Consider the following 20,437-nt stretch of genomic DNA (forward strand, 5'->3'; position numbering starts at 1 on the left):
CCGTTTTCTTTTGTCTCTCGTGCGTTCAAGGTTTGCGTATCGGGTCAGGCAGCGTGGGTGTGTGTTCCCTGGAGTTCACGCGGAGTTCCGGTGATCACGACGCGGGAAGCGCCGCGGGCGCGGATTTCGCTGATCAAACCGCCAAGAGTCGCTTCGTGGGCCGCGTCGGAGTGCGACAGGTCCAGTGTGACGGCGTAACCGCTCAGGTCGGAGGGCAGATCGGCATACGGGGGCGCGGTGGACAGTTGGTTGACTCGAAGTTTCATGTTGTTCTCCTGCATGTGAAAGGTAAAAGAAAAGGCACCCGAGGCTTTTGCCCTGGGTGCCCGAAAACGGATCCGATCAATCGGTGGATCATTCTCGGGGGACACCGCGCTTATGGCTGATGTGCTTGTGATTCATCGCCTTACCGGCCATACGATCTGCCGATGTGCCGGCGGAAAAAATCTGTACGGGGGCGGTGCAACTGCGCCACGAAAGCGCGGATGCAAAGTTCGGGTGAAGCGTCATCTGATCCGTGCCTTTCTCGTTCGGCGTAGCTGGTTAATGGATGACCGTACAGGACGCTGCCAGGGATTGCACCAATAAAAACCAACACAAACGTAAACTCCGTGTGACTTTTGTCCCGGCGTTCTGCGTCGCGCAGCTGCTCTTTGTGCAGGTCCAGTCCCAAAAACGAAAGTCCCCTCGCGATGATTCGCAAGGGGACTTTCATATCGAAAAACAAGGCCGTCCGGTCTGTATACAGCCCGGGGTGGCGGCTCAGCGGAGTGAGCGAACCCAGGCAGCAAACGGCTCGGCAAACTCGCTCGAATACGGCAGGGGCGCGACGTAATCGGGGCCCGTCGAGTGCTCGTCACCGAGATCCTTGAGTACGAAACTCGCGTTCTTCATCCGTACCGAGGTGAGCGCGGTATGAGCGAGAGCCTCGTCGAGTGCCGCGACCTCGGCCGGAACGATCTGGATGTCCTTGGCCGAGCAACTGGTGAGGACCGGCATGCCGGCTGGAAGCGACGCCACCAGTGCAACCGGGTCCAGTGCATCTTCCTCGGCGAGAGCCTTGGCATTTGCGTACACCAGTCCGGCATTGCGGAGAGGTTCGGGAAGATCGTCGGGAACCGTGCCGTCACTGCGCAACGATTCGACTGCGCCGGCGAGCGCCACTCGAAGCTCGTCAGCCAATTCGACCGGCAACTGCCCGGCCCCGACAACCGCGTCGAGTTGCCCGTGAATCTGGTTGGTCAGAAGGTCGAGGAGCCTGATGCTCAGCGGTTCGACCAGAGCGAGTGCATGGACGCGGGAACCGCCGTGACCGGTGGCCACGGCAAGAGCCACCACCGCGCCGTCGCTGTGACCGATGATGATCAGTCGCTCGGCGTCGACGCCGGGTTGCGCTGCCAGGAAGTCGAGACCGGAAGAGGCCGCGTCGACGTACGTGTTGAAACCGAGATCTGCGATGTCGTCGACCTCGTACGGTCCCAATCCGGTTTCACCGCTGCCGATCTTGTCGTAACGCAGACTCGAAATACCCTGTTCTTCAAGGAGATCCGCGATGAACCGAAGCGTACCGATGTCGCCTTCGAGGAGTGCGCTGTCGCCGTTGCGATCGGTGGGACCGCTACCCGCCAGGATGAGCGCAGCAGGTGCTTGTACGTCTGAAGTCGTGGCGAGGCGCAGGCTCCCGAAGAGGGTGACGTCGCCGGATTGAAACGTGATCTCGGTGTCGGACATGACGACCTGTCTACCAGGTGTGGATGTTCAGGCGGTACGCGCACTGCGGAGGCGGCGCAGGCCCCGCCAACTGAACCACAAGAGCGCGGCGAGCAGCGGAATGATCAGGAGCGGAAGGATCATCGCAATCAACGACGTGAAGAACGTCAGCACGTCCTCGACGACCGAGAGCACAGGGTTGGCGAGCCCACCGGTGGTTGCCGTACTGACCGCTCGCGCGCCGGTCTGCGCGGAGCTGAAGGTCAGTGCCGTTGGTGCCCCGACGATGATGGCGGCTATCCCCGCCACCGCAGGATCAAGATGACTGAACGCGGCCCAGGCCGCGATCACCCCGGCGATGGGACCCGTGACATTGCCCACCACGGACAAGGCGTTGTCGACAAAGGGAATGAGGTCGGCACCCAATTCGACGACCGCGGCGATCGCCAGCGCCACCAGAGCGCCGGTCGATCCGATCCACTGCATCGACTCACCGACGGTGATCCCGAACAGCTGGAAATGGACGGCAGCGCTCAGCATCAGCAGCGGCAGGAACGTTCGCATCCCCGAAGCTGCGGCAAGGCCGAGGCCGAGCATGGCGGGTAAGACCCAGGTATCCATGGGTGGAGTTTAGGTCTGGATTTCATCGCGTACGGGTATAAAGGCACACACCAAACCATCGGAAAGGAACTTTCATGCCGACCATGTTCTTCCTCAACCTGCCCGTCAAAGACCTGGGCAAGGCCACAGCCTTCTACGAGGGGCTCGGGTACGCCAAGAACCCACAGTTCTCCGACGACAACGCGTCGTCGATCGTCATCAGCGACGAAATTGTCGTGATGTTGCTGGCAGAGCCATTTTTCAAGACCTTCACGTCGAAGGAAATTGCCGACACGTCGACGTCGACGGAAGCGCTGTTGGGTCTGTCGGCGGAGACTCGCGAGGCAGTGGACACCATCGTCGACAAGGCTCTGGCAACAGGTGGCAGCGCTGGAAATGCCACTCAGGACCACGGATTCATGTACTCCCGCAGCTTCCAGGATCCCGACGGCCACATCTGGGAAATCATCTGGATGGACCAGTCTCAGGTGCAGGGCTGACCTCGAATCTTTTTCGGCGCGCGGCGCAATCGCGCAAATGCTCGTAACTTGGTGTGGTGACTGTCGCCAAGACCCTCGGTGAGCTACGCGCCGCCGGACACGTGCAACGAAGTGTCAAAGAAGAAATTCGGGAGAACCTTCTCGCCGCGTTGCGGGACGGCCGCGATCCTTGGCCCGGGATAGTCGGGTTCGAGGACACTGTCGCTCCGCAACTCGAGCGGGCCCTGATCGCCGGCCACGACGTCGTCCTACTCGGCGAACGTGGGCAGGGCAAGACAAGAGTGCTTCGAACGCTCAGCTTGCTGCTCGACGAATGGACGCCCGTCATCGAAGGATCGGAGCTGGGGGAGCATCCCTACGAGCCGATCACGCCGGCTTCGATTCGTCGAGCCGAGGAACTGGGCGACGACCTGCCGGTGGTGTGGCGCCACCGCAGCGAGCGGTACTCCGAGAAACTCGCGACGCCTGATACCTCGGTCGCGGACCTGATCGGTGACGTCGATCCGGTCAAGGTCGCGGAGGGCCGCAGCCTCGGTGACCCAGAGACCATTCACTTCGGCCTCGTGCCCCGAGCGCACCGCGGAATTGTGGCGATCAACGAACTTCCGGACCTCGCCGAGCGCATCCAGGTGTCGCTTCTCAACGTGATGGAAGAGCGGGACATCCAGGTTCGTGGATACACGTTGCGGCTCCCGCTCGACGTACTGTTGGTGGCGAGCGCCAACCCCGAGGATTACACCAACCGCGGGCGCATCATCACCCCACTCAAGGACCGTTTCGGTGCTGAGATCCGTACCCACTATCCGGTCGAGTTGATGGACGAAATCGCTGTGATCGAGCAGGAAGCGCATCTCGCAGCGGAGGTTCCCGACTACCTGCTCGAGATCCTTGCCCGCTTCACTCGACTGCTCCGTGAATCCACGTCCGTCGACCAGCGTTCGGGTGTGTCGGCACGGTTTGCCGTGGCCGGCGCCGAGACCGTCAGTGCCGCAGCGGTACGACGTGCCGCGGTCCTCGGTGAGGCGGATGCTGTTGCGAGACCGGTAGATCTGGAATCGGTCGTGGAAGTTCTGCGCGGCAAGGTGGAGTTCGAATCCGGCGAAGAGGGCCGCGAACTGGAAGTGCTCGAGCACCTGTTGCGTCGAGCGACGGCAGACACCGTTCGGGTGCGCCTCGGTGGAATCGACCTGGGAATGTTGGTTGCCGCCGTGGAGATGGGCAATACCGTCGTCACGGGTGAATCCGTCACGGCCAAGGCACTTCTCGAAGAACTGCCCGAGATCGAGGTCCTGGACGAGATCGCCGAACGTCTTGGTGCCCAATCCGACGGTGAGCGTGCCGCTGGTGCCGAGTTGGCGCTCGAAGGGCTCTACCTCGCGCGCCGGATCTCCAAAGATCAAGGCCCGGGCGGCCGCTCGGTGTACTCGTAAGGAGCGGGCGATGATTCACAATCCGCGCTATGGACCATACGACGGCGGCCCCGATCCGCTGGCACCGCCGGTGGACCTGCGCGATGCGTTGGCGGCGATCGGTGATGACGTGCTGTCCGGGACGTCGCCTCGCCATGCGCTGCGCGAACTCTTGCGGCGCGGCAACCGGGACATGCGCGGGCTCGACGACCTTGCCGCCCAGGCCAATCGGCGTCGACGCGAACTGCTGCGCCGCAACAACCTCGGCGGAACTCTCGACGAGGCCCGGAAATTGCTGGACAAGGCGGTGCTCGAAGAGCGCAAGGAGTTGGCGCGCGCTCTCGACGACGATGCCAGGTTCAACGAAATGCGCATCGAGGAGTTGCCGCCGTCGACGGCTCAGGCGGTTCAGGAACTGGCCGATTACAACTGGCGCAGCGAGCAGGCGAGAGCCGACTACGAGAAGATTCGTGATCTTCTCGGACGCGAGGTTCTCGATCAGCGTTTTTCGGGAATGAAGCAGGCACTCGAGGGCGCTACCGACGAGGATCGTGAGCAGATTCGCCAGATGCTGGCCGATCTGAATCAACTGCTCGACGCTCATGCACGTGGGGTTGACACTCCGGAGCAGTTCACGGAGTTCATGGACAAATACGGAGAGTATTTTCCCGACAACCCCCGCAATGTCGAGGAACTTCTCGACTCCCTCGCGCAACGCGCCGCTGCCGCGCAGCGCCTACGAAACTCGCTGTCTCAAGAGCAACGTGACGAGTTGGATGCTTTGGCGCAGCAGGCTTTCGGTGATCCGAGCCTGATCGACGAACTCGGCAAGCTGGATCAGTATCTGCAGGCCGCCCGGCCGGGGGAGGACTGGGAAGGTTCGCAGCAGTTCCGCGGGGACAACGGAATGGGCTTGGGTGAGGGGACTGGCGCACTGTCCGATATCGCCGAGCTGGAATCGTTGGCCGATCAACTCTCGCAACAGTATGCGGGGGCGGGGCTCGACGACATCGACCCCGAACTGCTCGCGAGGCAACTCGGTGACGAAGCCGCAGCTGACGCTCGCACCCTGGCCGACCTCGAAAAAGCCTTGCAGGAACAGGGTTTCTTCGATCGGGCACCCGACGGCCAATGGCGCTTGTCGCCCAAGGCAATGCGCCAACTCGGACAGACGGCACTGCGCGACGTTGCCGGTCAGTTGTCATCCAGAAACGGACAACGAGATACGCGTCGGGCCGGCTCGATGGGCGAACCGACCGGAGCTTCCCGAGAATGGGAATTCGGGGACACAGAACCCTGGGACGTCACGAGAACGATCACCAACGCTGTGCTGCGTGACCCGGGCCGAATGCCGGTGCGGCTGAGTGTCGTCGACGTCGAAGTTGCCGAAACGGAGCAGCGTAGTCAGGCTGCCGTCGCGTTGTTGGTGGACACGTCGTTCTCCATGGTGATGGAGGATCGCTGGGTACCGATGAAACGCACCGCGCTGGCGCTCAATCATCTGGTGAGTACCCGCTTCCGCAGTGACGAACTGCAACTCATCGCCTTCGGGCGCCACGCGCATGTGTTGAACCCGTCGGAGTTGGCGGGACTGGACGGCGCGTGGGATCAGGGAACCAACCTCCACCATGCACTCTTGTTGGCGGCCAGGCACCTTCGACGCCATTCCAACGCGCAGCCGGTGGTGCTGATCGTCACCGACGGTGAGCCGACGGCTCATCTCGAAGCGGACGGAGAAGCACGGTTCGACTACCCGCCGAGTGCGCGAACCCTGGGACTTACAGTTCGTGCACTCGACGCGGTGGCCAGGCTGGGCGCCAAGGTCACGTTCTTCCGGCTCGGTGAGGATCCTGGTCTGGCCAGGGTGGTCGACCGAATGGCGCACCGGGTGGGCGGACGCGTCATAGCTCCTGATGTCGACGGCCTCGGCGCAGCCGTGGTGAGCGACTACATGCGGGGCCGTCACTAGTTTTGCTCGGCCGGCTGATGCTGGGTGATGCAATGGATGCCGCCGCCGCGTTCGAACAGAGGCCTCGCGTCGACGGTGACGACGGTGCGTCCTGGATAGGCGGCTGCAAGAATCTCGACCGCTTCCGCGTCGGCTGGATCGTCGAAGCTGCAGGCGATCACTCCGCGGTTGACCACGAGGTGGTTGATGTAGCTGTAGTCGACGAATCCCTCGTCGTCGCGCAGGATCTCGGGAGCGGGAACACGGATGACCTTCCACGGCCGTCCGCCGACATCGGTCGAGCGTTCGAACAACTCGATGATCGTCTTGCTGACCGCGTAGTCCGGATGGATGGGGTTGCGCTGGTCGTGGACCAGTACCACTCCGGGGGACGAGATGGCAGCGACGATGTCGACGTGTCCGCGGGTTCCGTAGGTCTCCTGATCGCGAGTCAAGCCGCGCGGCAGCCAGATCACGTGCTTGGCGCCGATGGTGCGGGCGAGTTCGGCCTCGATGTCTGCCTTTGTCAGATCGGGATTGCGCCCCGGATCGAGTTGGACGGTTTCGGTGACCAACACGGTGCCGAGGCCGTCGACCGCAATGCCGCCGCCCTCGTTGACGAGTGGTGAGTCGATCAACTGGGCGCCGGATTGTTCGACGACAAACGCTCCGATTTTCGAGTCCTTGTCCCACTGCGCCCAATCCTGTGCGCCCCAGCCGTTGAACACCCAGTCGACGCCGCCGAGACGGCCGTCGTCCGACAACACGAATGTGGGTCCGATGTCGCGCATCCAGGCGTCGTTGAGCGGCGCTTCGACGATATCGATCTTCTCGGACAGGTACTTTCGTGCTTCTTCGACCTCCGCCGGGTCGACGACGACGGTGACCGGCTCGAATTCTGCGATGGCGTGAGCAACTGCAGCCCACGTCGACCGCGCTTCGTGCTGCTGCTCCGCAGTGTCCCCAAGGGAGTATCCGGCGCTGGGGTAGGCCATCCAGGTACGTTCGTGCGGTTCACTTTCCGCGGGCATACGCCAGGTCATCAGTTGGCTCCCGCGGTGTTCACCGGTGCGGTCAGGGCCGCGTAGGTGTCGGGTCGGCGAGTGGCCAGGAACGGGAACAGTGCAAGCCAGTCCTCGCGCTGCTGAAGATCGAGATCGGCTACCAGCACAGCGGATTCGTCACGGGGAGCCTGAACGAGGATGCGTCCGTACGGGTCCGAGATGAAGGACGAACCGTAGAAGGTGATGAGACCTTCGCTGCCGTGGCGGTTGGGGACAACCATGAAGGTGCCGTTCGCGATACCGTTTCCGACGATCACCTGCTGCCACAGCGGTTGGGTGTCGAAGTTCGGGTGATCGGGCTCCGAGCCGATCGCCGTGGGGTACACCAGGACCTGTGCACCGGCGAGTGAGTAAGCGCGCGCGACCTCGGGGAACCACTCGTCCCAGCACGTCGGGAGTCCGAACTTGGCGCCGAGTGCCTCGTGAACGGGGTACGCGTCCTGCGCCGGGCCTCCTCGGAAGTACGTGTCCTCGTAGTACCCGGCGGTCACCGGAATGTGGAGCTTGCGGGTTCTCCCGAGAAGTTCACCGGCGGGCGAGACGAGGATCGCGGTGTTGAAGCCCAGTCCGTCCTCGGCCTCGCTGCGCTCGTACAGCGACGCATGAACGAGTACTTGGTTCTCGGCGGCAGCCTTGGCTGCGAAGGCGAGCGTGGGTCCGGTGAGCAGGTCTTCCGCTTGGCGTCCGGGATTGTCGGCGGCGGGGGTGGAGGCCGGGTAGCGGCTGAGCGTCAGCTCCGGGAGGAAGACCACGCAAGCGCCCAGCTTCGCTGCGGCCGCGATGCCTTCGCTCAGTTCGGTATGGAGGTCGCTGCGGTCCTCGTGCCAGCGATGTTGGACGAGGCCGACGCGCAGTGGGGCAGACGTGGACTGCGCTGTCGCGGCCGGCGACTCGGGCGGAGTGAGGGCGGTGATCGTCAGCATGGGGTTTCCTCAGTACTCGGATGTTCGACGTTCAACGTAAAACGAATGTGATTCGTTAAGTATGGTGGGTGAGCGCTGATTGATCAAGGACTTTCGAGGAATTGTTTTTTGCGGCGCCCCGAACGGTGTGGATCACTACAGGAGGACATATGCCGCGGCCATCGCAACGACTGCTCTCGCCCGAAATCATCACCGAGGCGGCAATCGAATCGGTGGACGAAACTGGCGACTTCACCATGCCGGGACTCGCGGGAAGACTGAAGGTGCGGCCGTCCTCGCTGTACAACCATGTGTCCGGGCGGGCCGAAATTGTCGAACTGATGAGAGCTCAATTGATGGCGGGCATCGACCTCCGATCGGTTGACGGTTCGTGGACCGACACCGTAGCGGCGTTGGCGTCCGAATACCGGCGCAGCTATGCCGAGCATCCTCGCTTGATCCCGCTCTTCACTGCCCAGACGGTGCAAGCAGGTGTTGCCTTCGGTCTGTACAACGCACTGGCGCAGGCATTTTCGGACGGTGGGTTCGATCCGTCGGCGACGCTCCACGCGATCACGACGGTAGACAGTTTTGTTCTCGGTTCCGCGCTCGATCTGGCAGCGCCCGAGGTCCAATGGGCCGCCGGGCCGGAAGTGAACGACGCGATGAAGGCGGCATTGGCAACGTCCGGGAAAAATCCCGAACGTGCCGATGCCGCCTTCGAATTCGGTTTGCGCGTGCTGATGGCTGGGTTGGTTGCCCAGTCTCCTAAGTCGAGCTGAGATCGCTTTCGTCGCGCAACGCGACCGTGTCGCGGTTGAGGGTCTTGCCCTCGAAGAACTCCGGGTTGCGCACGCGCATCACCATCATCAGTGCGGCGCCGAGGATCAGGATTCCGAAGCCCAGGAAGAACACCAGGCCGATTCCGCCGATCGAAGCGCCACTCGCATTCTCGGGATCCATGCTCTCTTGGATCGAGATGACGAACACCGCGAGCAGCATCAGGCCACCCAGTAGCGGGAACGCCAGTCGGAAGACGAAGTTGCGCATGCTGTCGAACACCGTCCGGCGGAAGTACCAGACACACGCAAATGCCGTGATGCCGTAGTACCAGCAGATCATGATGCCCAGCGCAGCGATCGTGTCGAGGAGAGCGCTTTCGGAGAGGAACGTGACAACGGTGTAGAACACCGCCGTCACAACGCCGGCAACCACGGTCGCGTAAGACGGCACCAGGAACCGCGGGGATACCTCGGCAAGCTTCTTGGGGAAGGCTCCGTAGGCTCCCATCGCGAGCATGGTTCGTGCGGCCGGGAGGAACGTGGTCTGGAGGCTGGCGACCGAGGATACGAAGACGGCAAGGAAGAGGAGCATGCCGCCCCAGTCGCCCAGTACGGGGTCTGCCAATGCGCCGAAGACGTTCTCCGAATTCTCGGGATTTCCGAGGCCGAGGCCTTCCTCTCCGACGCCGGCGTACATCATCGCGGCAACGGCAACCAGCAGATAGGTCAGGAGAATGGTTGCAACACACAGTAGTCCGGCGCGGCCCGGGGTCTTCTTGGGGTTCTTCGACTCCTCACCCAACGTCAGGCACGTGTCCCAGCCCCAGAAGGCGAAGATCGATCCGGTCAGTCCGATGACAAAAGCGCCGATGGCGAGTCCGCTGAACGGGTTGAACCAGCTGAGGTCGAACGACAATCCGGCCGGGGCGTCTCCGGCACCGACGTGAACGAGTGCGACGACGGCAAAGACGACGAGCAGCACCATCTGGAAGCCGACGAGTGCGAACTGCACGCGCTCGCTCGTGGTGATTCCTCGACTCGCTATCCAGGTGGCCAGGGCGATGAACACCAGCGTCGTGCCGACGTTGACAAGTTTGTTACCCGGTAGATCCGCGATCGACGGATTGTCGACCACCCGTGCGATGAACAGATAGAAGAAGTCGACGGCAATGGCGGCGAGATTCGAGAGCACGATGATGGTGGCGATCACCATGCCCCAACCGCACATCCAGCCGACGTACGGGCCGAATGCCTTGGTGGACCACGTGAATGACGCCCCGCAGTCTGGAGTATCGGAGTTCAGTTCGCGATATGCGTACGCGGTGAGGAACATCGGAATGAAGCCGGCGATGAAGATGGCGGGCATCTTGAGGCCGACGGCGGCGACGATCAATCCGATACTGGCGGTCAGGGTGTAACCCGGTGCCACGGAAGAGATTCCGAGAACTGCGCCGGAGATCATCCCGATCTTGCCGGTGGCGAGACCTTTGGAACTCAGTTCGTTGCCTGCAGGTGGCTGCGAAGTTTCGTTGCTCGTCATGACAGTGCCTCCGGCTGGGTGAATTCGTGCTTGGGCACTACGACCATGGGAACGGGCAACACGCGCAGCATCTTGGCGGCGGTGGAGCCCAGAAAAAGTTTGCGCGGCTGCGCGAGGCGACTGGAACCGACCATCACGAGATCGCCGTCCTGCCAGTCCAGTTGACGCACTGCCGATTCCACAGTGGAACCGTCGGCGATGATGACCTCGATCGGAACATCCTCGGGGAGCGCAGCCCTTGCGACGTCGAGTGTGTCCTGAGCGTGACTTCGCGCGCGCTCTCTCGCCGACTCGGCAGTGTCGCGGTGATCGCGGAGATCGTTCTGCGGGTCCAACGCCACCAGTGAGACCAGGCGCAGCGGAACGTGCATTTGTTCGCTGGTGCGCACAGCCGTGTTCAAGACGATATCGGCGCCGACACGGGTACCGAGTGCACACGTGATCTCGCGGATCGCCGACGCCGACGAGTGTCGGGTTCCGCGCGGTGCCAGTGCAACCGGGACGTGGGCCGAGTGCAACAGTTCGGTGGACACCGAACCTATCGAGTGGCGGCCGAGCAGACCGTCGCCGGACGCACCCACCACAATCGCCAGCGCGCCCAGTCGGTCCACTTCGTCGAGTAGTCCCTGAGCAAACGACTCGTGGAAGCTCAGATGTACTTCGACCGGGATGTCCTCGGGCACCGACGCTCGAGCCTCGGCAAGCCACTCGTGCGCGCGGGCGGCGAGGATGTCGTCGTAGCCGGGTTCCGAGGGAATCTTGGCCGGGAGGGTTCGGTCCGGAGGGAGCACCATGCAGATGTCGAGTTGCGCGCCGAGACTGCGCGCGAGCTGCGTCCCGAGGACCAGCCCGTCTTTACCGCTGGGTGTGGCGAGGTATCCGACGATAAGGCGCATGGTGGCTCTTTTCCGGATTGGAGGAATCTGCTGTGCGCCTTTGTTAACCGCGGGCGGTTAACAAAGGCGCACAGCAGGAAGGGGCGGCGACTCAGTCGTGCGAACTCATGACGTGCTTGAGGCGGGTGTAATCCTCGACTCCGTAGGCGGAGAGATCCTTGCCGTAGCCGGAGTACTTGAAGCCGCCGTGCGGCATCTCGGCGACGAGCGGGATGTGGCAGTTGATCCACACCGCTCCGAAGTCGAGGGCCGCGGAGAGCCGTTGGGTGACACCGTGATCCTTGGTCCAGATGCTCGAGGCAAGGCCGAACCGAACGTCGTTGGCGAGGGCGATCGCCTCCTTTTCGTCGGAGAAGCTCTGGACCGTGAGGATGGGACCGAAGGTTTCTTCCTGCACGATGTCGTCGGACTGCGCGACACCGGTGATGATCGTCGGCTCGAAGAAGAATCCGGTTTCGCCTGAACGCTTTCCACCGGTCACGATCGTGGCCGACGCCGGCAGGTTCGCGATCTTGTCGCTCACGGTGTTGAAGTGGTTGATGTTGTTGAGCGGACCGTAGAACGCATCAGGGTCGGAAGGCGCGCCGGGGCGCAGCTTTTCGGCGTTACGCACCAGTGCGTCGACAAGCTGATCGTGAATGGATTCGTGGACGATCACGCGGGTGGCTGCGGTGCAGTCCTGGCCGCCGTTGAAGAACGCGGCCTCGGCGATGCCGGTTGCGGTCTTTTCGATGTCGACGTCGTCGAACACGATGGCCGGTGCCTTGCCGCCCAGTTCGAGGTGGGCGCGCTTGAGTTGTTGCGCTGCGGATACGGCGACCGCGATGCCTGCACGTACCGAACCGGTGATGGAGACAAGACCGAGGGCCGGATTCTCCACCAACGTCGCGCCGGTACCGCCGTTGCCGAGCACGACGTTGAACACGCCGTCCGGCAGGATTCCCTTGGACAGCTTGGCCAGTACCAGCGTGCTGCCCGGGGTGGTGTCGCTCGGCTTGAGGACGATCGTGTTGCCGGCAGCGAGTGCAGGGCCGATCTTCCACAGCGCCATCATGAACGGGTAGTTCCACGGCGTGACCTGACCGACGACGCCGATGGGCTCACGACGGACGTAGGAGGTGAAACCCTCCATGTACTCTCCGGCCGCCTTGCCCTCGAGAAGTCGTGCAGCTCCGGCGAAGAACCGCATCTGATCGGCCCCGACCTTGACCTCTTCGTCGGCGATCATCTGGTGAGCCTGGCCGGTATTTGCGCTCTCGGCGGCGACGATTTCGTCGCTGTGCGCTTCGATCGCGTCGGCGAGTTTGAGAAGCGCGGTCTGACGGACACTCGGCGTTGTCTTGCCCCACGTCTCGAATGCGCGTTGTGCGGCTTCAACGGCGGCGTCCACATCGGCTTTGGTCGAGATCGGAGCACGCCCGACGATGCTTTCATCCACCGGGCTGATCAGGTCGAGCGTTTCCGTCGCGGACGAGGCGACAAATTCACCGTTGATGTAGTTCTCGAGTACGACGATCGACATCGGTACCGGTTCCTCTCGCGGTCGAACGAGTTCGCAGTCCAGACGAAGCGCCACGAACCCGCACTGTGTGGGGCTGTGTCAGCAAGTGTGCGCTGACTCACAGATTTCGACAGCTGCCATAAAGTCGAAATCTTTTGGGATCGACGCGCCGAGTTGTACAGTCCAGCGCATGACGATCCCCGTGCGGTGGATGTTGGCGCAGGAAGACCTTGCTTTGGAACTGAAAGGCGGGGCAGAAGGCGTCGGTCGAGAAATCACGTTTGCGCACGCCACTGAACTGCTTGACCCGTTCCGTTGGCTGACCGGAGGTGAATTCATCCTCACGACCGGCATCAGATTGCCGTCGACAGCGCAGAAACGTGGGCGGTATCTCCGCATGCTCGACGCGGCCGGCGTGGCCGCGGTCGGATTCGGCACCGGGCTCTCGTACCCCGAGGTGCCGGCCGACCTTGTTACCGTCGCTGACGAAATCGGCCTGCCGTTGATCGAGGTGCCGTTGCCGACTCCCTTTGCCGCTGTGGTGAAACGAGTGATGAGCCGGTTGGCCGAACAGGAATACGAAGCGGTTCTGCGGGCATCGCGGGCACAGCCGAAGATGACGCGCGCCGTTATCGCCGGTGGAACCGCCTCGACGGTGCGTGAACTCGCTATCGCGACGTCGGCGACCGTCCTGTTGCTCGACGTGGCCGGTCGGGTGCTCGAGAGTTACCCCGAACTGCCGGCCGACGACGTGATCGAGGAACTGCGGGGGACTCTGGGCGGCGGCGCGTCCAGCAGCGTCACCCTCGCGAGTTCGGGGGCGTCCATCGCGGCGCAACGGATATCCGTCGGCCGAACACTTCACGGATACCTGGCGGTGATCAGCGCGTCGTCACTGAGCTACGTCGACCAGATCCTACTCGGTCACGCAAACTCGTTGCTGGCGTTGGACTTCGAGAAGCCGGCTAGGTTGCAGGCAACGCAGAATCAACTGAACTCGCACGCGCTTGGCCTGCTGTTGACCGAGGATCGCGATCCCGCGCCGGCGTGGCAGCAGATTCGGGCGGCGGCAGACGGGGACGGCATGATCCGTGGTCTCACGGTGCTGGCCGACACGCCCGACATTGCGACGCGCGTCGCGGGAGAAATTGCGTCGTTCCTGAACAAGGCCGGCCGGCAACTCTTCTCACGTATCCACGATGCCCGGGTCACGGTTGTTCTGCGTGGAACCGACGACGTCGACTTCGTTCGAGCGCTGCTGCGAGATGTGTCGACCGGTGACCGCCGTTCGTTGCGGGTGGGACTGAGTGGTAAACGTGAGGTTCTGGCACTAGCGGACACGGTCGAGCAATCACAGCTCTGCGCGTCGGCGGCGGAAACCGGTGGGGAGCCTTTGGAATTCGCAGCTCTCACAGGGAGCGTGCTACTCGCGTTCAGTTCAACCCGAGAAGTGCTGAACACGTTGGCGGAAACGATGATCGCCCCGCTCGATCGCTACGACCGCGACAACGGCACCGAACTGCTGGCGTCGTTGCGCGCTTTCCTCGAAGCCAACGGGCATTGGGAAGCAGCGGCTATCGCCATGGGCGTTCATCGGCATACGTTGCGCAGCCGAATTGCCAAGGTGGAGACGCTGATCGACTGCAGTCTGGACGTGGCACGGGTGCGAGCGGAGTTGCTACTCGCGATCATTGCCCGGCAGTCGTGACCGCTGAAACGAGCGGTCACGACTGCGATCGGGTTATCCCTTGACTCGGGAGACGATGTCGGCCGCCGTCCGTTGTCCCATCCGCACAGCGCCGTCCACGTGCTGGTAGCCTTCGGCCGCAATGTCGGAGCAGGAGAAGTGAATCGGGCCGACCGGTGTCCGTGAATCGGCGCCGTACCGGTGCAGACCACCGAGATCGAAGCTCGCGGCGTACGCGCCTCGGGTCCATTCCTCCGAACCCCAGTCGGATTCGTAGTACACGATCGGCTCTTCTGCCTTCGGGCCGAGGAAGCGGGCGATCGACCCGAGAATCGTGGCCTTACGCTCTTCGGCGGAAAGCTCGAACATCGCGTCCGCCTTCTCGTCGGAGACGAAGGCGACCAGGGTGCCACGAGTGTCCTCGTGGTTGGTGTTGTCGTACACCTCCTGAACGACCTCGGACGCGCCGAAACCGGTGCCGGACAAGCCGTCTTCACGCCAGAACGGCGTCTCGTACACGGCGTGCACCTTGATGACCAGACCAAGGGACTGGTGCTGGTGCATCTGGTGCTGACGGCGCGGCAGCGGGGGATCGTAGGAGATCCGAGAGTAGAGATTGGGCGGGACAGCCAGGATGACCTTTTTTGCCTCGACGCGAACGTCACCGTCCGCCAACACAACTGCACCGTCTTCGGTCCACTGCACGGTACGCACGGGAGCGTTGAGGAAGACATCGTCGCCCAGGGCGGCGGCCATGCGGATGGATACCTGCTGCATTCCGCCGACCACACGCTTGTCGAGAATGAAGTCCTCGTCCACCAGGTTCGAGAACGAACCGGCGGAGGCGGCCATGAGAACGGCCTGCAGCGCGGAGAACGCGTGGGCAGGCTTGGTGAGCATGCCACCTGCAATGAAAAGTCCGATGTTGTCGCGAGCTTCGGCGTCGTCGGACTGATTGATCAGCCACTGCTTGAACGAGACGGTGTCGAGGTCACGGGCAAGTGGATGAGCCCACGGCTCCTCCGCGCCGATCTGTGCGGCGAGATCGTCCATCTCGTCGATGAGGCGGTCCATCTCTTTTTTGGTGGTGTCGTTCGTGGGGAAGGAGTCGCCGGTGTAGCGGGTGCGTTCGCCTGCGGTGGAGATGTAGACGGATTCGCCCTCGCGGTATCGGTCGAACGTAGTGAGGCCGAGTTCGTCGAGAAGCTCGATCAGCGCGGTCTGGTCGGGGGAGACCCACTGGCCGCCGATTTCCAGGACCGCGCCGTCGACGGTGTCGGTCCAGGTGCGGCCGCCGACGCGGTCGCGTGCCTCGAGAACAGCGACGGACAAGCCGGCTTTGCGCAGCGCGGTTGCGGCTGCCAGGCCGGAGGGGCCGGCGCCGACGATTGCGACATCTCTCTGAAGAGTAGGCACTTGCGAGCTCCTTCGTAGTTGAGCACCGCTCGAGTCGAATAGAAGCCGACGCGTGAACAGTGAACGGGTGACTGCTCACAGTCTGCCGCGAAGAGACCCACGCCACACCTGACAAAACGGAGTGTTAACCCGCAGAAGTTGTGACGAAAAGGCGTGCGACTATCCGTTGACCACGACGCGATCGCCGAGCGGTCTACTCAAATGCACATCGAGGGATCCGAACACGGCCACAAGAACGCACATCCTGTCCGCAGCTTCGGGCAGAGAACCGGTGTGGAGCGTGATGACCACCGCGTCGTCCGTCTCGTCGAGAGTTGTATACGCGCCGTAACATTCCGGCGTTCCGGTCACGAAATGAACGGCAACGGTATTCTCGTCCACTTCCGACCACGACTCGAACATGGTCTCCCCGGCGCCGACGATGTCCGGCCGATCCTCGAACATCGTGCCGATATCGGTGTCGTCGACCTCCGTGGGGACAGGCGATTCTCGTGCCCAATCGGCGGGAACAGCACCCTGCGCTGCAAGCACTTTCGGGGTCCCGACGCCGGCATTGGTACTCGTGCCGATGGCACATCCCGCCAATGCCAGGGCGGCCAGAACGGCGAGGGTGATTACGCGCATGCATCCACCGTAACCCTGGTCATGCGAGTAGCGCCGTGACCAGCGCGATTGCCGGAATTGATGCCAAAGTGGTGACAAATGCGCTGTCTCGGGCCAACACCATTCCGCGACGGTAACGGCTCGCGTAGATGAAAACGTTCTGGGCAGTCGGCAAGGTGGACACGACGACGATCGCAAACAATTGATGACCGTCGATGCCGAGCAGGTAATGCGCCATCAGATAGGCGAGCACCGGTTGGACGACGATCTTGAGCGTCGAGGCCAGCGCCACGTCCCGGCGGGGACTCGAGCCTTTCTCGAGCACGCGCACGCCGTACAAGGACAGGCCGAAGGCAAGCAAGGCGCCGGGTACCGAGGTTGCCCCGATCAATTCGAACGGCTGCATCAGCGGTCTCGGTGGCACCCAGCCGATCAACGCGACGATCAAGCCCGCCGCACCTGCGAGCACGATCGGGTTCTTGAACGGAGCGGTGACAGTGTCGATCAGTGACAGTTTTTCGGCTTCGCCCCGCAATGCCGTGAGATCGAGGATCGTCAACGCGATGGGGGAGTACACGACAATCTGGAACAGCAGAAGTGGCGCCACGAACGTTGCGTCACCGAGGACGAACACTGCGATCGGGATACCGAGGTTCGCCGAGTTCACGTACGACGCGGACAGCGCGCCGATGGTCAGTTCGGGAAGCGGTCGACCGAGCCAGAGTTTTGCGATCACTACGTACAAGGCGCCGACGGCAAAGGCAGTGGCCGACGCGACCGCCAACGTAGGCGAGAAGATCACCGACAGATCGGACGACGCGAGGGTCGTGAACAGCAGCGCGGGGGTTGCGACGAAGAAGACGAGGCGGCCGAGAACAAATTGGCCTTGGCTGCCCAACGTGCCGAGGCGACCGAGGAGAAAGCCGACCGCGATGACAACAAAAATAACGGTGAAACCCGCAATAACTCCCGACACGCTGCGGGCACCTCTCAGCTGGACCGAATAACTTCAGGAATCTTAGTCCGGGCAACAAAAAGGCCGCGCAGTCGAGTGACTGCGCGGCCTTTCCGGTCTTCTACGTGTGACTACCGTGCGGCGGTGAAGGGAAGCAACGCCATTTCGCGTGCGTTCTTCACTGCAACGGCGACCTGACGCTGCTGCTGCGGGGTCAGGCCCGTGACGCGGCGGCTACGGATCTTGCCGCGGTCCGAGATGAACGTGCGAAGCAAGTTGATGTCCTTGTAATCGACATGCGTGATCTTCGCTGCGAACAACGGGTTCTTCTTGGGCTTACGTCCCTCTACGGGGCGTGGCTTCTTCGACGGTGAACGCTTGACTGCCATCCGACTTCCTTACCAGCTCGACTTGTGTACGCCAGGCAGTTCCCCACGGTGCGCCATTTCTCGCACGCGAATCCGGGATAGCCCGAACTTCCGCAGGTGGCCGCGCGGACGTCCATCCGCAGCGTCTCGATTGCGCAATCGTACCGGACTCGCGTCGCGTGGTAGACGTTGCAGGGTCGCTTGGGCCCGTGCGCGTTCCTCAAGGGAGCTTTTCGGGGAGCGAATCGTCTCCTTCAGGGCGGACCGCTGCTCGCGGTATCGCTCGACGATGACCCGTCGTTGGTTGTTCTTGGCGATCTTCGACTTCTTGGCCACGGCTATTTCTCTTCTCGGAAATCGACATGCTTTCGGAGCACCGGGTCGTACTTCTTCAGCACGAGTCGATCGGGGTCGTTGCGACGGTTCTTGCGGGTCACGTAGGTGTAGCCGGTGCCTGCGGTGGACTTCAGTTTCACGATCGGCCGGATCTCGTTGCGGGCCATCAGCTCAGATCTTCTCGCCGCGTGCGCGGATTCGGGCGACGACGGATTCGATGCCGTCGCGGTCGATCGTCTTGATGCCCTTCGTGGACAGAGTGAGGGTGACGCGACGCCCTTCGCTCGGCAATACATACGTCTTGCGCTGGATGTTCGGATTCCAGCGGCGATTCGAACGCTTGTGGGAGTGCGAGACGGATTTTCCGAATCCCGGCACACGTCCGGTCACTTGGCAGCGAGCCGACATGGGTGTTCCTTTCTAAATGCAGATGACAATCGTTTTCGACAATGGAGTGACATCAATGTAGCGTTCAGCCTCGGTAATGACAATCATTCCCAGAAAGGGCGCGCTGTGAACACGATCCTGGACGGCAGGACTCCGCTGGTCCTGGTTGCCGGCATGAGCGAAACCACCACACCGACCGCGCGCGCACTACTGCGGGCCGGAACAGTGCTGGTGCATCACGACCTGAGTCACGTCCGCGAGGGAGTAGTGCGACGGACAATCACGACAGTGGCCGGGACGACAGTGACCGGAACGACAGTGGCCGGCAACACGGTCTCGGAACGGGAGACCATCCTCGAACTCGCGCACGGCTGCGTGTCCTGCACGCTCAGCCAGGATTTGCTACCGCTGCTGCGTCGGTTACACGCTCGCAGTTCGGTTGCGCGCATCGTCGTGCTGCTGGACCCGCAACTCGAACCCGAAGCGCTGTGCTGGGCGATCGAGCACGTCGTGGTGGCCGGAGTCGTCGGCCAACTGGACGGTCCGGCCGAGCGAGATGTTCGCGTCGACGCCGTTGTGACGTGCATCGACGCCGAAAGCTGGCTTTCGGACGCCCTCAGTGACGAAGCCCTCGACGACGATCGAACACTGGCTCAGGTGGTTGTCGGCCAGGTCGAGTTCGCCGACGCACTTGTCGTGCAGGGGATGGCGGATATCGACAGTTGGCAACACACGCGTCTGCGGGCTGTCCTGGCTCGGCTTGCGCCCCGGGCGCCCGTCGTCGATGCGGGCGGCGACATCGAGAAGGTGCTCCTCGCAGTGCCCGAGGATTCCAGACGCGGCGAACTTGCCGACGCTCACTCACCGCTGCTGCGTTTCCAGCCACCGCTCGAGGAAGACAGCGGCGTGATGCTCGTGGAGTTCACCGCCAACCGCCCGTTCCACCCCGGACGTCTACATGACGCGATCGACGTCCTGCTCGACGGCGTCGTGTGCTCGCGCGGGCGAGTGTGGGTGGCGACGCAACCCGGGGAAGCGCTCTGGCTGGAATCCGCAGGCAGCGGCCTACGGGTTGCGAGCGCAGACACGTGGCTGGCGGCCATGACTCCCGAGGAACTGGAGGGCGTGCCGGTCGAGCGACGCGCACTGGCCGCATTGAAATGGGACGACCGTTTCGGCGACCGCGACACCTCGATGGTGGTGCTGGTGTGCGACGCCAACCCCCTCGAGATCGACCGAACGCTGCAACATGCGCTGGTCACCGACGAGGAACTGGCCGACGAAAAATCGTGGTCCGACTGGGACGACCCGTTCGGCGAGTTCCACGAGGACCCATGCGACGAATCCCAATCACCCTACGCAGAAACCGAATCGATCCGAGAGGCAAACGAATGAAAAAGCAACTGCACCCCGACTACCACCCCGTGGTGTTCCAGGACGCCGGCACCGGCAAGAGCTTCCTCACCCGTTCCACCGTGACGAGTGACCGAACCACCCAATGGGAAGACGGCAACACCTACCCGCTGCTGGTTGTCGACGTCACGAGCGACTCGCACCCGTTCTGGACGGGAGCGCAACGCGTCATGGATACCGCTGGCCGCGTCGAGAAGTTCGAGCGTCGCTACGGAAAGCGCACGGCGCGCTGATGGCTGTTCCCAAGCGGAAGATGTCCCGCTCCAACACACGTAGTCGACGGTCCCAGTGGAAAGCGACGCCGCCCGATCTGGTCGAGGTCACCGCCTTCGGTCACACCCACAAGGTTCCCCGACGGTTGGTCAAAGCAGTTCGACTCGGGGTGATCGACCCTCAGCGGCTCTGACCGTGCGATCCTTG

The 20,437-nt window shown here is 62.8% G+C and carries 23 protein-coding genes; 8 read left to right on the top strand and 15 right to left on the bottom strand.

Features of this window, described 5'->3' with window-relative positions; translation table 11 throughout:
• Positions 1-44: 44 nt before the first annotated feature.
• The 3 genes from CJ178_RS27400 to CJ178_RS27415 all read right to left on the bottom strand — a co-directional run bounded on the left by CJ178_RS27400 (position 45) and on the right by CJ178_RS27415 (position 2,331).
• Positions 45-266: a hypothetical protein gene (locus CJ178_RS27400; protein WP_033234213.1), complete on the bottom strand. Its 222-nt coding sequence runs from the start codon at positions 264-266 to the stop codon at positions 45-47.
• A gap of 496 nt (positions 267-762) precedes the next feature.
• Positions 763-1,731 carry an alpha/beta hydrolase gene (locus tag CJ178_RS27410; RefSeq protein WP_095888435.1) on the bottom strand — a complete coding sequence of 323 codons (969 nt, stop codon included), beginning with the start codon at positions 1,729-1,731 and terminating at the stop codon, positions 763-765.
• Between the two features lie 27 nt (positions 1,732-1,758).
• Positions 1,759-2,331: a DUF4126 domain-containing protein gene (locus CJ178_RS27415; protein ID WP_095888436.1), complete on the bottom strand. Its 573-nt coding sequence runs from the start codon at positions 2,329-2,331 to the stop codon at positions 1,759-1,761.
• A 74-nt stretch (positions 2,332-2,405) separates the two neighbouring features.
• On the opposite strand from CJ178_RS27415, the gene CJ178_RS27420 reads away from it, so the two are divergent.
• The 3 genes from CJ178_RS27420 to CJ178_RS27430 are packed head-to-tail and all read left to right on the top strand — an operon-like array spanning position 2,406 to position 6,188.
• Positions 2,406-2,810, top strand: a complete 405-nt coding sequence (locus tag CJ178_RS27420; protein WP_033234216.1) for a VOC family protein — start codon at positions 2,406-2,408, stop codon at positions 2,808-2,810.
• 53 nt (positions 2,811-2,863) lie between these two features.
• Positions 2,864-4,240, top strand: a complete 1,377-nt coding sequence (locus CJ178_RS27425) for an ATP-binding protein (RefSeq protein WP_092806774.1) — start codon at positions 2,864-2,866, stop codon at positions 4,238-4,240.
• A gap of 10 nt (positions 4,241-4,250) precedes the next feature.
• Positions 4,251-6,188 (top strand): vWA domain-containing protein, encoded by a 1,938-nt coding sequence (locus CJ178_RS27430; protein ID WP_033234217.1) that lies wholly within the window; start codon positions 4,251-4,253, stop codon positions 6,186-6,188.
• On the opposite strand, the gene CJ178_RS27435 is transcribed toward CJ178_RS27430, so the two are convergent.
• Both CJ178_RS27435 and CJ178_RS27440 read right to left on the bottom strand, forming a co-directional pair.
• Positions 6,185-7,210 carry an agmatine deiminase family protein gene (locus CJ178_RS27435; protein ID WP_095888437.1) on the bottom strand — a complete coding sequence of 342 codons (1,026 nt, stop codon included), beginning with the start codon at positions 7,208-7,210 and terminating at the stop codon, positions 6,185-6,187. The two genes, CJ178_RS27430 and CJ178_RS27435, sit on opposite strands and share 4 nt — an antisense overlap.
• The gene (locus tag CJ178_RS27440) at positions 7,210-8,154 is read right to left on the bottom strand and encodes a nitrilase-related carbon-nitrogen hydrolase (protein ID WP_045069216.1); all 945 of its coding nucleotides are present in this window, start codon (positions 8,152-8,154) and stop codon (positions 7,210-7,212) included. Before CJ178_RS27440 ends, CJ178_RS27435 begins: the two co-directional genes overlap by 1 nt.
• Before the next feature lie 149 nt (positions 8,155-8,303).
• Here CJ178_RS27440 and CJ178_RS27445 point away from each other — a divergent pair, with 149 nt between their 5' ends.
• Positions 8,304-8,915, top strand: coding sequence for a TetR/AcrR family transcriptional regulator C-terminal domain-containing protein (locus CJ178_RS27445; protein WP_033234220.1), 612 nt, complete (start codon positions 8,304-8,306; stop codon positions 8,913-8,915).
• Here the strand turns inward: CJ178_RS27445 and CJ178_RS27450 are convergent.
• The 3 genes from CJ178_RS27450 to CJ178_RS27460 all read right to left on the bottom strand — a co-directional run bounded on the left by CJ178_RS27450 (position 8,902) and on the right by CJ178_RS27460 (position 12,873).
• The gene (locus CJ178_RS27450; RefSeq protein ID WP_095888438.1) at positions 8,902-10,455 is read right to left on the bottom strand and encodes an APC family permease; all 1,554 of its coding nucleotides are present in this window, start codon (positions 10,453-10,455) and stop codon (positions 8,902-8,904) included. The two genes, CJ178_RS27445 and CJ178_RS27450, sit on opposite strands and share 14 nt — an antisense overlap.
• Positions 10,452-11,351, bottom strand: a complete 900-nt coding sequence (locus CJ178_RS27455; RefSeq protein WP_033234222.1) for a universal stress protein — start codon at positions 11,349-11,351, stop codon at positions 10,452-10,454. The genes CJ178_RS27450 and CJ178_RS27455 overlap by 4 nt, the downstream gene beginning before the upstream one ends.
• A gap of 91 nt (positions 11,352-11,442) precedes the next feature.
• On the bottom strand, positions 11,443-12,873 hold the full coding sequence (locus CJ178_RS27460; protein WP_095888439.1) for a gamma-aminobutyraldehyde dehydrogenase: 1,431 nt from the start codon (positions 12,871-12,873) through the stop codon (positions 11,443-11,445).
• A 169-nt stretch (positions 12,874-13,042) separates the two neighbouring features.
• Between CJ178_RS27460 and CJ178_RS27465 the strand changes: the two genes are divergently transcribed.
• Complete coding sequence (locus CJ178_RS27465) at positions 13,043-14,560, top strand: PucR family transcriptional regulator (RefSeq protein WP_095888440.1); 1,518 nt, start codon at positions 13,043-13,045, stop codon at positions 14,558-14,560.
• A gap of 33 nt (positions 14,561-14,593) precedes the next feature.
• Here CJ178_RS27465 and CJ178_RS27470 read toward each other — a convergent pair whose 3' ends face one another.
• The 7 genes from CJ178_RS27470 to rpmB all read right to left on the bottom strand — a co-directional run bounded on the left by CJ178_RS27470 (position 14,594) and on the right by rpmB (position 18,625).
• A complete protein-coding gene (locus tag CJ178_RS27470; RefSeq protein ID WP_095888441.1) occupies positions 14,594-15,955 on the bottom strand; it encodes a flavin monoamine oxidase family protein in 1,362 nt (453 codons plus the stop codon).
• A gap of 159 nt (positions 15,956-16,114) precedes the next feature.
• A complete protein-coding gene (locus CJ178_RS27475; protein WP_033234225.1) occupies positions 16,115-16,579 on the bottom strand; it encodes a hypothetical protein in 465 nt (154 codons plus the stop codon).
• A 19-nt stretch (positions 16,580-16,598) separates the two neighbouring features.
• Positions 16,599-17,534 (bottom strand): AEC family transporter, encoded by a 936-nt coding sequence (locus CJ178_RS27480; RefSeq protein WP_045069227.1) that lies wholly within the window; start codon positions 17,532-17,534, stop codon positions 16,599-16,601.
• Between the two features lie 110 nt (positions 17,535-17,644).
• Entirely contained in the window at positions 17,645-17,902 is a 258-nt protein-coding gene (gene rpsR, locus CJ178_RS27485) for a 30S ribosomal protein S18 (protein WP_003946414.1), read from the bottom strand.
• A 9-nt stretch (positions 17,903-17,911) separates the two neighbouring features.
• Complete coding sequence (gene rpsN / locus CJ178_RS27490; RefSeq protein WP_033234227.1) at positions 17,912-18,217, bottom strand: 30S ribosomal protein S14; 306 nt, start codon at positions 18,215-18,217, stop codon at positions 17,912-17,914.
• A gap of 2 nt (positions 18,218-18,219) precedes the next feature.
• Complete coding sequence (gene rpmG / locus CJ178_RS27495) at positions 18,220-18,384, bottom strand: 50S ribosomal protein L33 (RefSeq protein WP_003946358.1); 165 nt, start codon at positions 18,382-18,384, stop codon at positions 18,220-18,222.
• A gap of 4 nt (positions 18,385-18,388) precedes the next feature.
• Positions 18,389-18,625, bottom strand: coding sequence for a 50S ribosomal protein L28 (gene rpmB / locus CJ178_RS27500; RefSeq protein WP_095888442.1), 237 nt, complete (start codon positions 18,623-18,625; stop codon positions 18,389-18,391).
• A gap of 105 nt (positions 18,626-18,730) precedes the next feature.
• Here rpmB and mrf point away from each other — a divergent pair, with 105 nt between their 5' ends.
• The 3 genes from mrf to rpmF are packed head-to-tail and all read left to right on the top strand — an operon-like array spanning position 18,731 to position 20,423.
• The gene (gene mrf / locus CJ178_RS27505; protein WP_257013469.1) at positions 18,731-19,999 is read left to right on the top strand and encodes a ribosome hibernation factor-recruiting GTPase MRF; all 1,269 of its coding nucleotides are present in this window, start codon (positions 18,731-18,733) and stop codon (positions 19,997-19,999) included.
• Positions 19,996-20,250 (top strand): type B 50S ribosomal protein L31, encoded by a 255-nt coding sequence (locus tag CJ178_RS27510; protein ID WP_033234229.1) that lies wholly within the window; start codon positions 19,996-19,998, stop codon positions 20,248-20,250. Before mrf ends, CJ178_RS27510 begins: the two co-directional genes overlap by 4 nt.
• Complete coding sequence (gene rpmF / locus CJ178_RS27515) at positions 20,250-20,423, top strand: 50S ribosomal protein L32 (protein ID WP_033234230.1); 174 nt, start codon at positions 20,250-20,252, stop codon at positions 20,421-20,423. The genes CJ178_RS27510 and rpmF overlap by 1 nt, the downstream gene beginning before the upstream one ends.
• The last annotated feature ends 14 nt before the right edge of the window (positions 20,424-20,437 follow it).

The sequence above is a fragment of the Rhodococcus sp. ACPA4 genome (assembly GCF_002300185.1).
Classification (GTDB): domain Bacteria; phylum Actinomycetota; class Actinomycetes; order Mycobacteriales; family Mycobacteriaceae; genus Rhodococcus_F; species Rhodococcus_F globerula.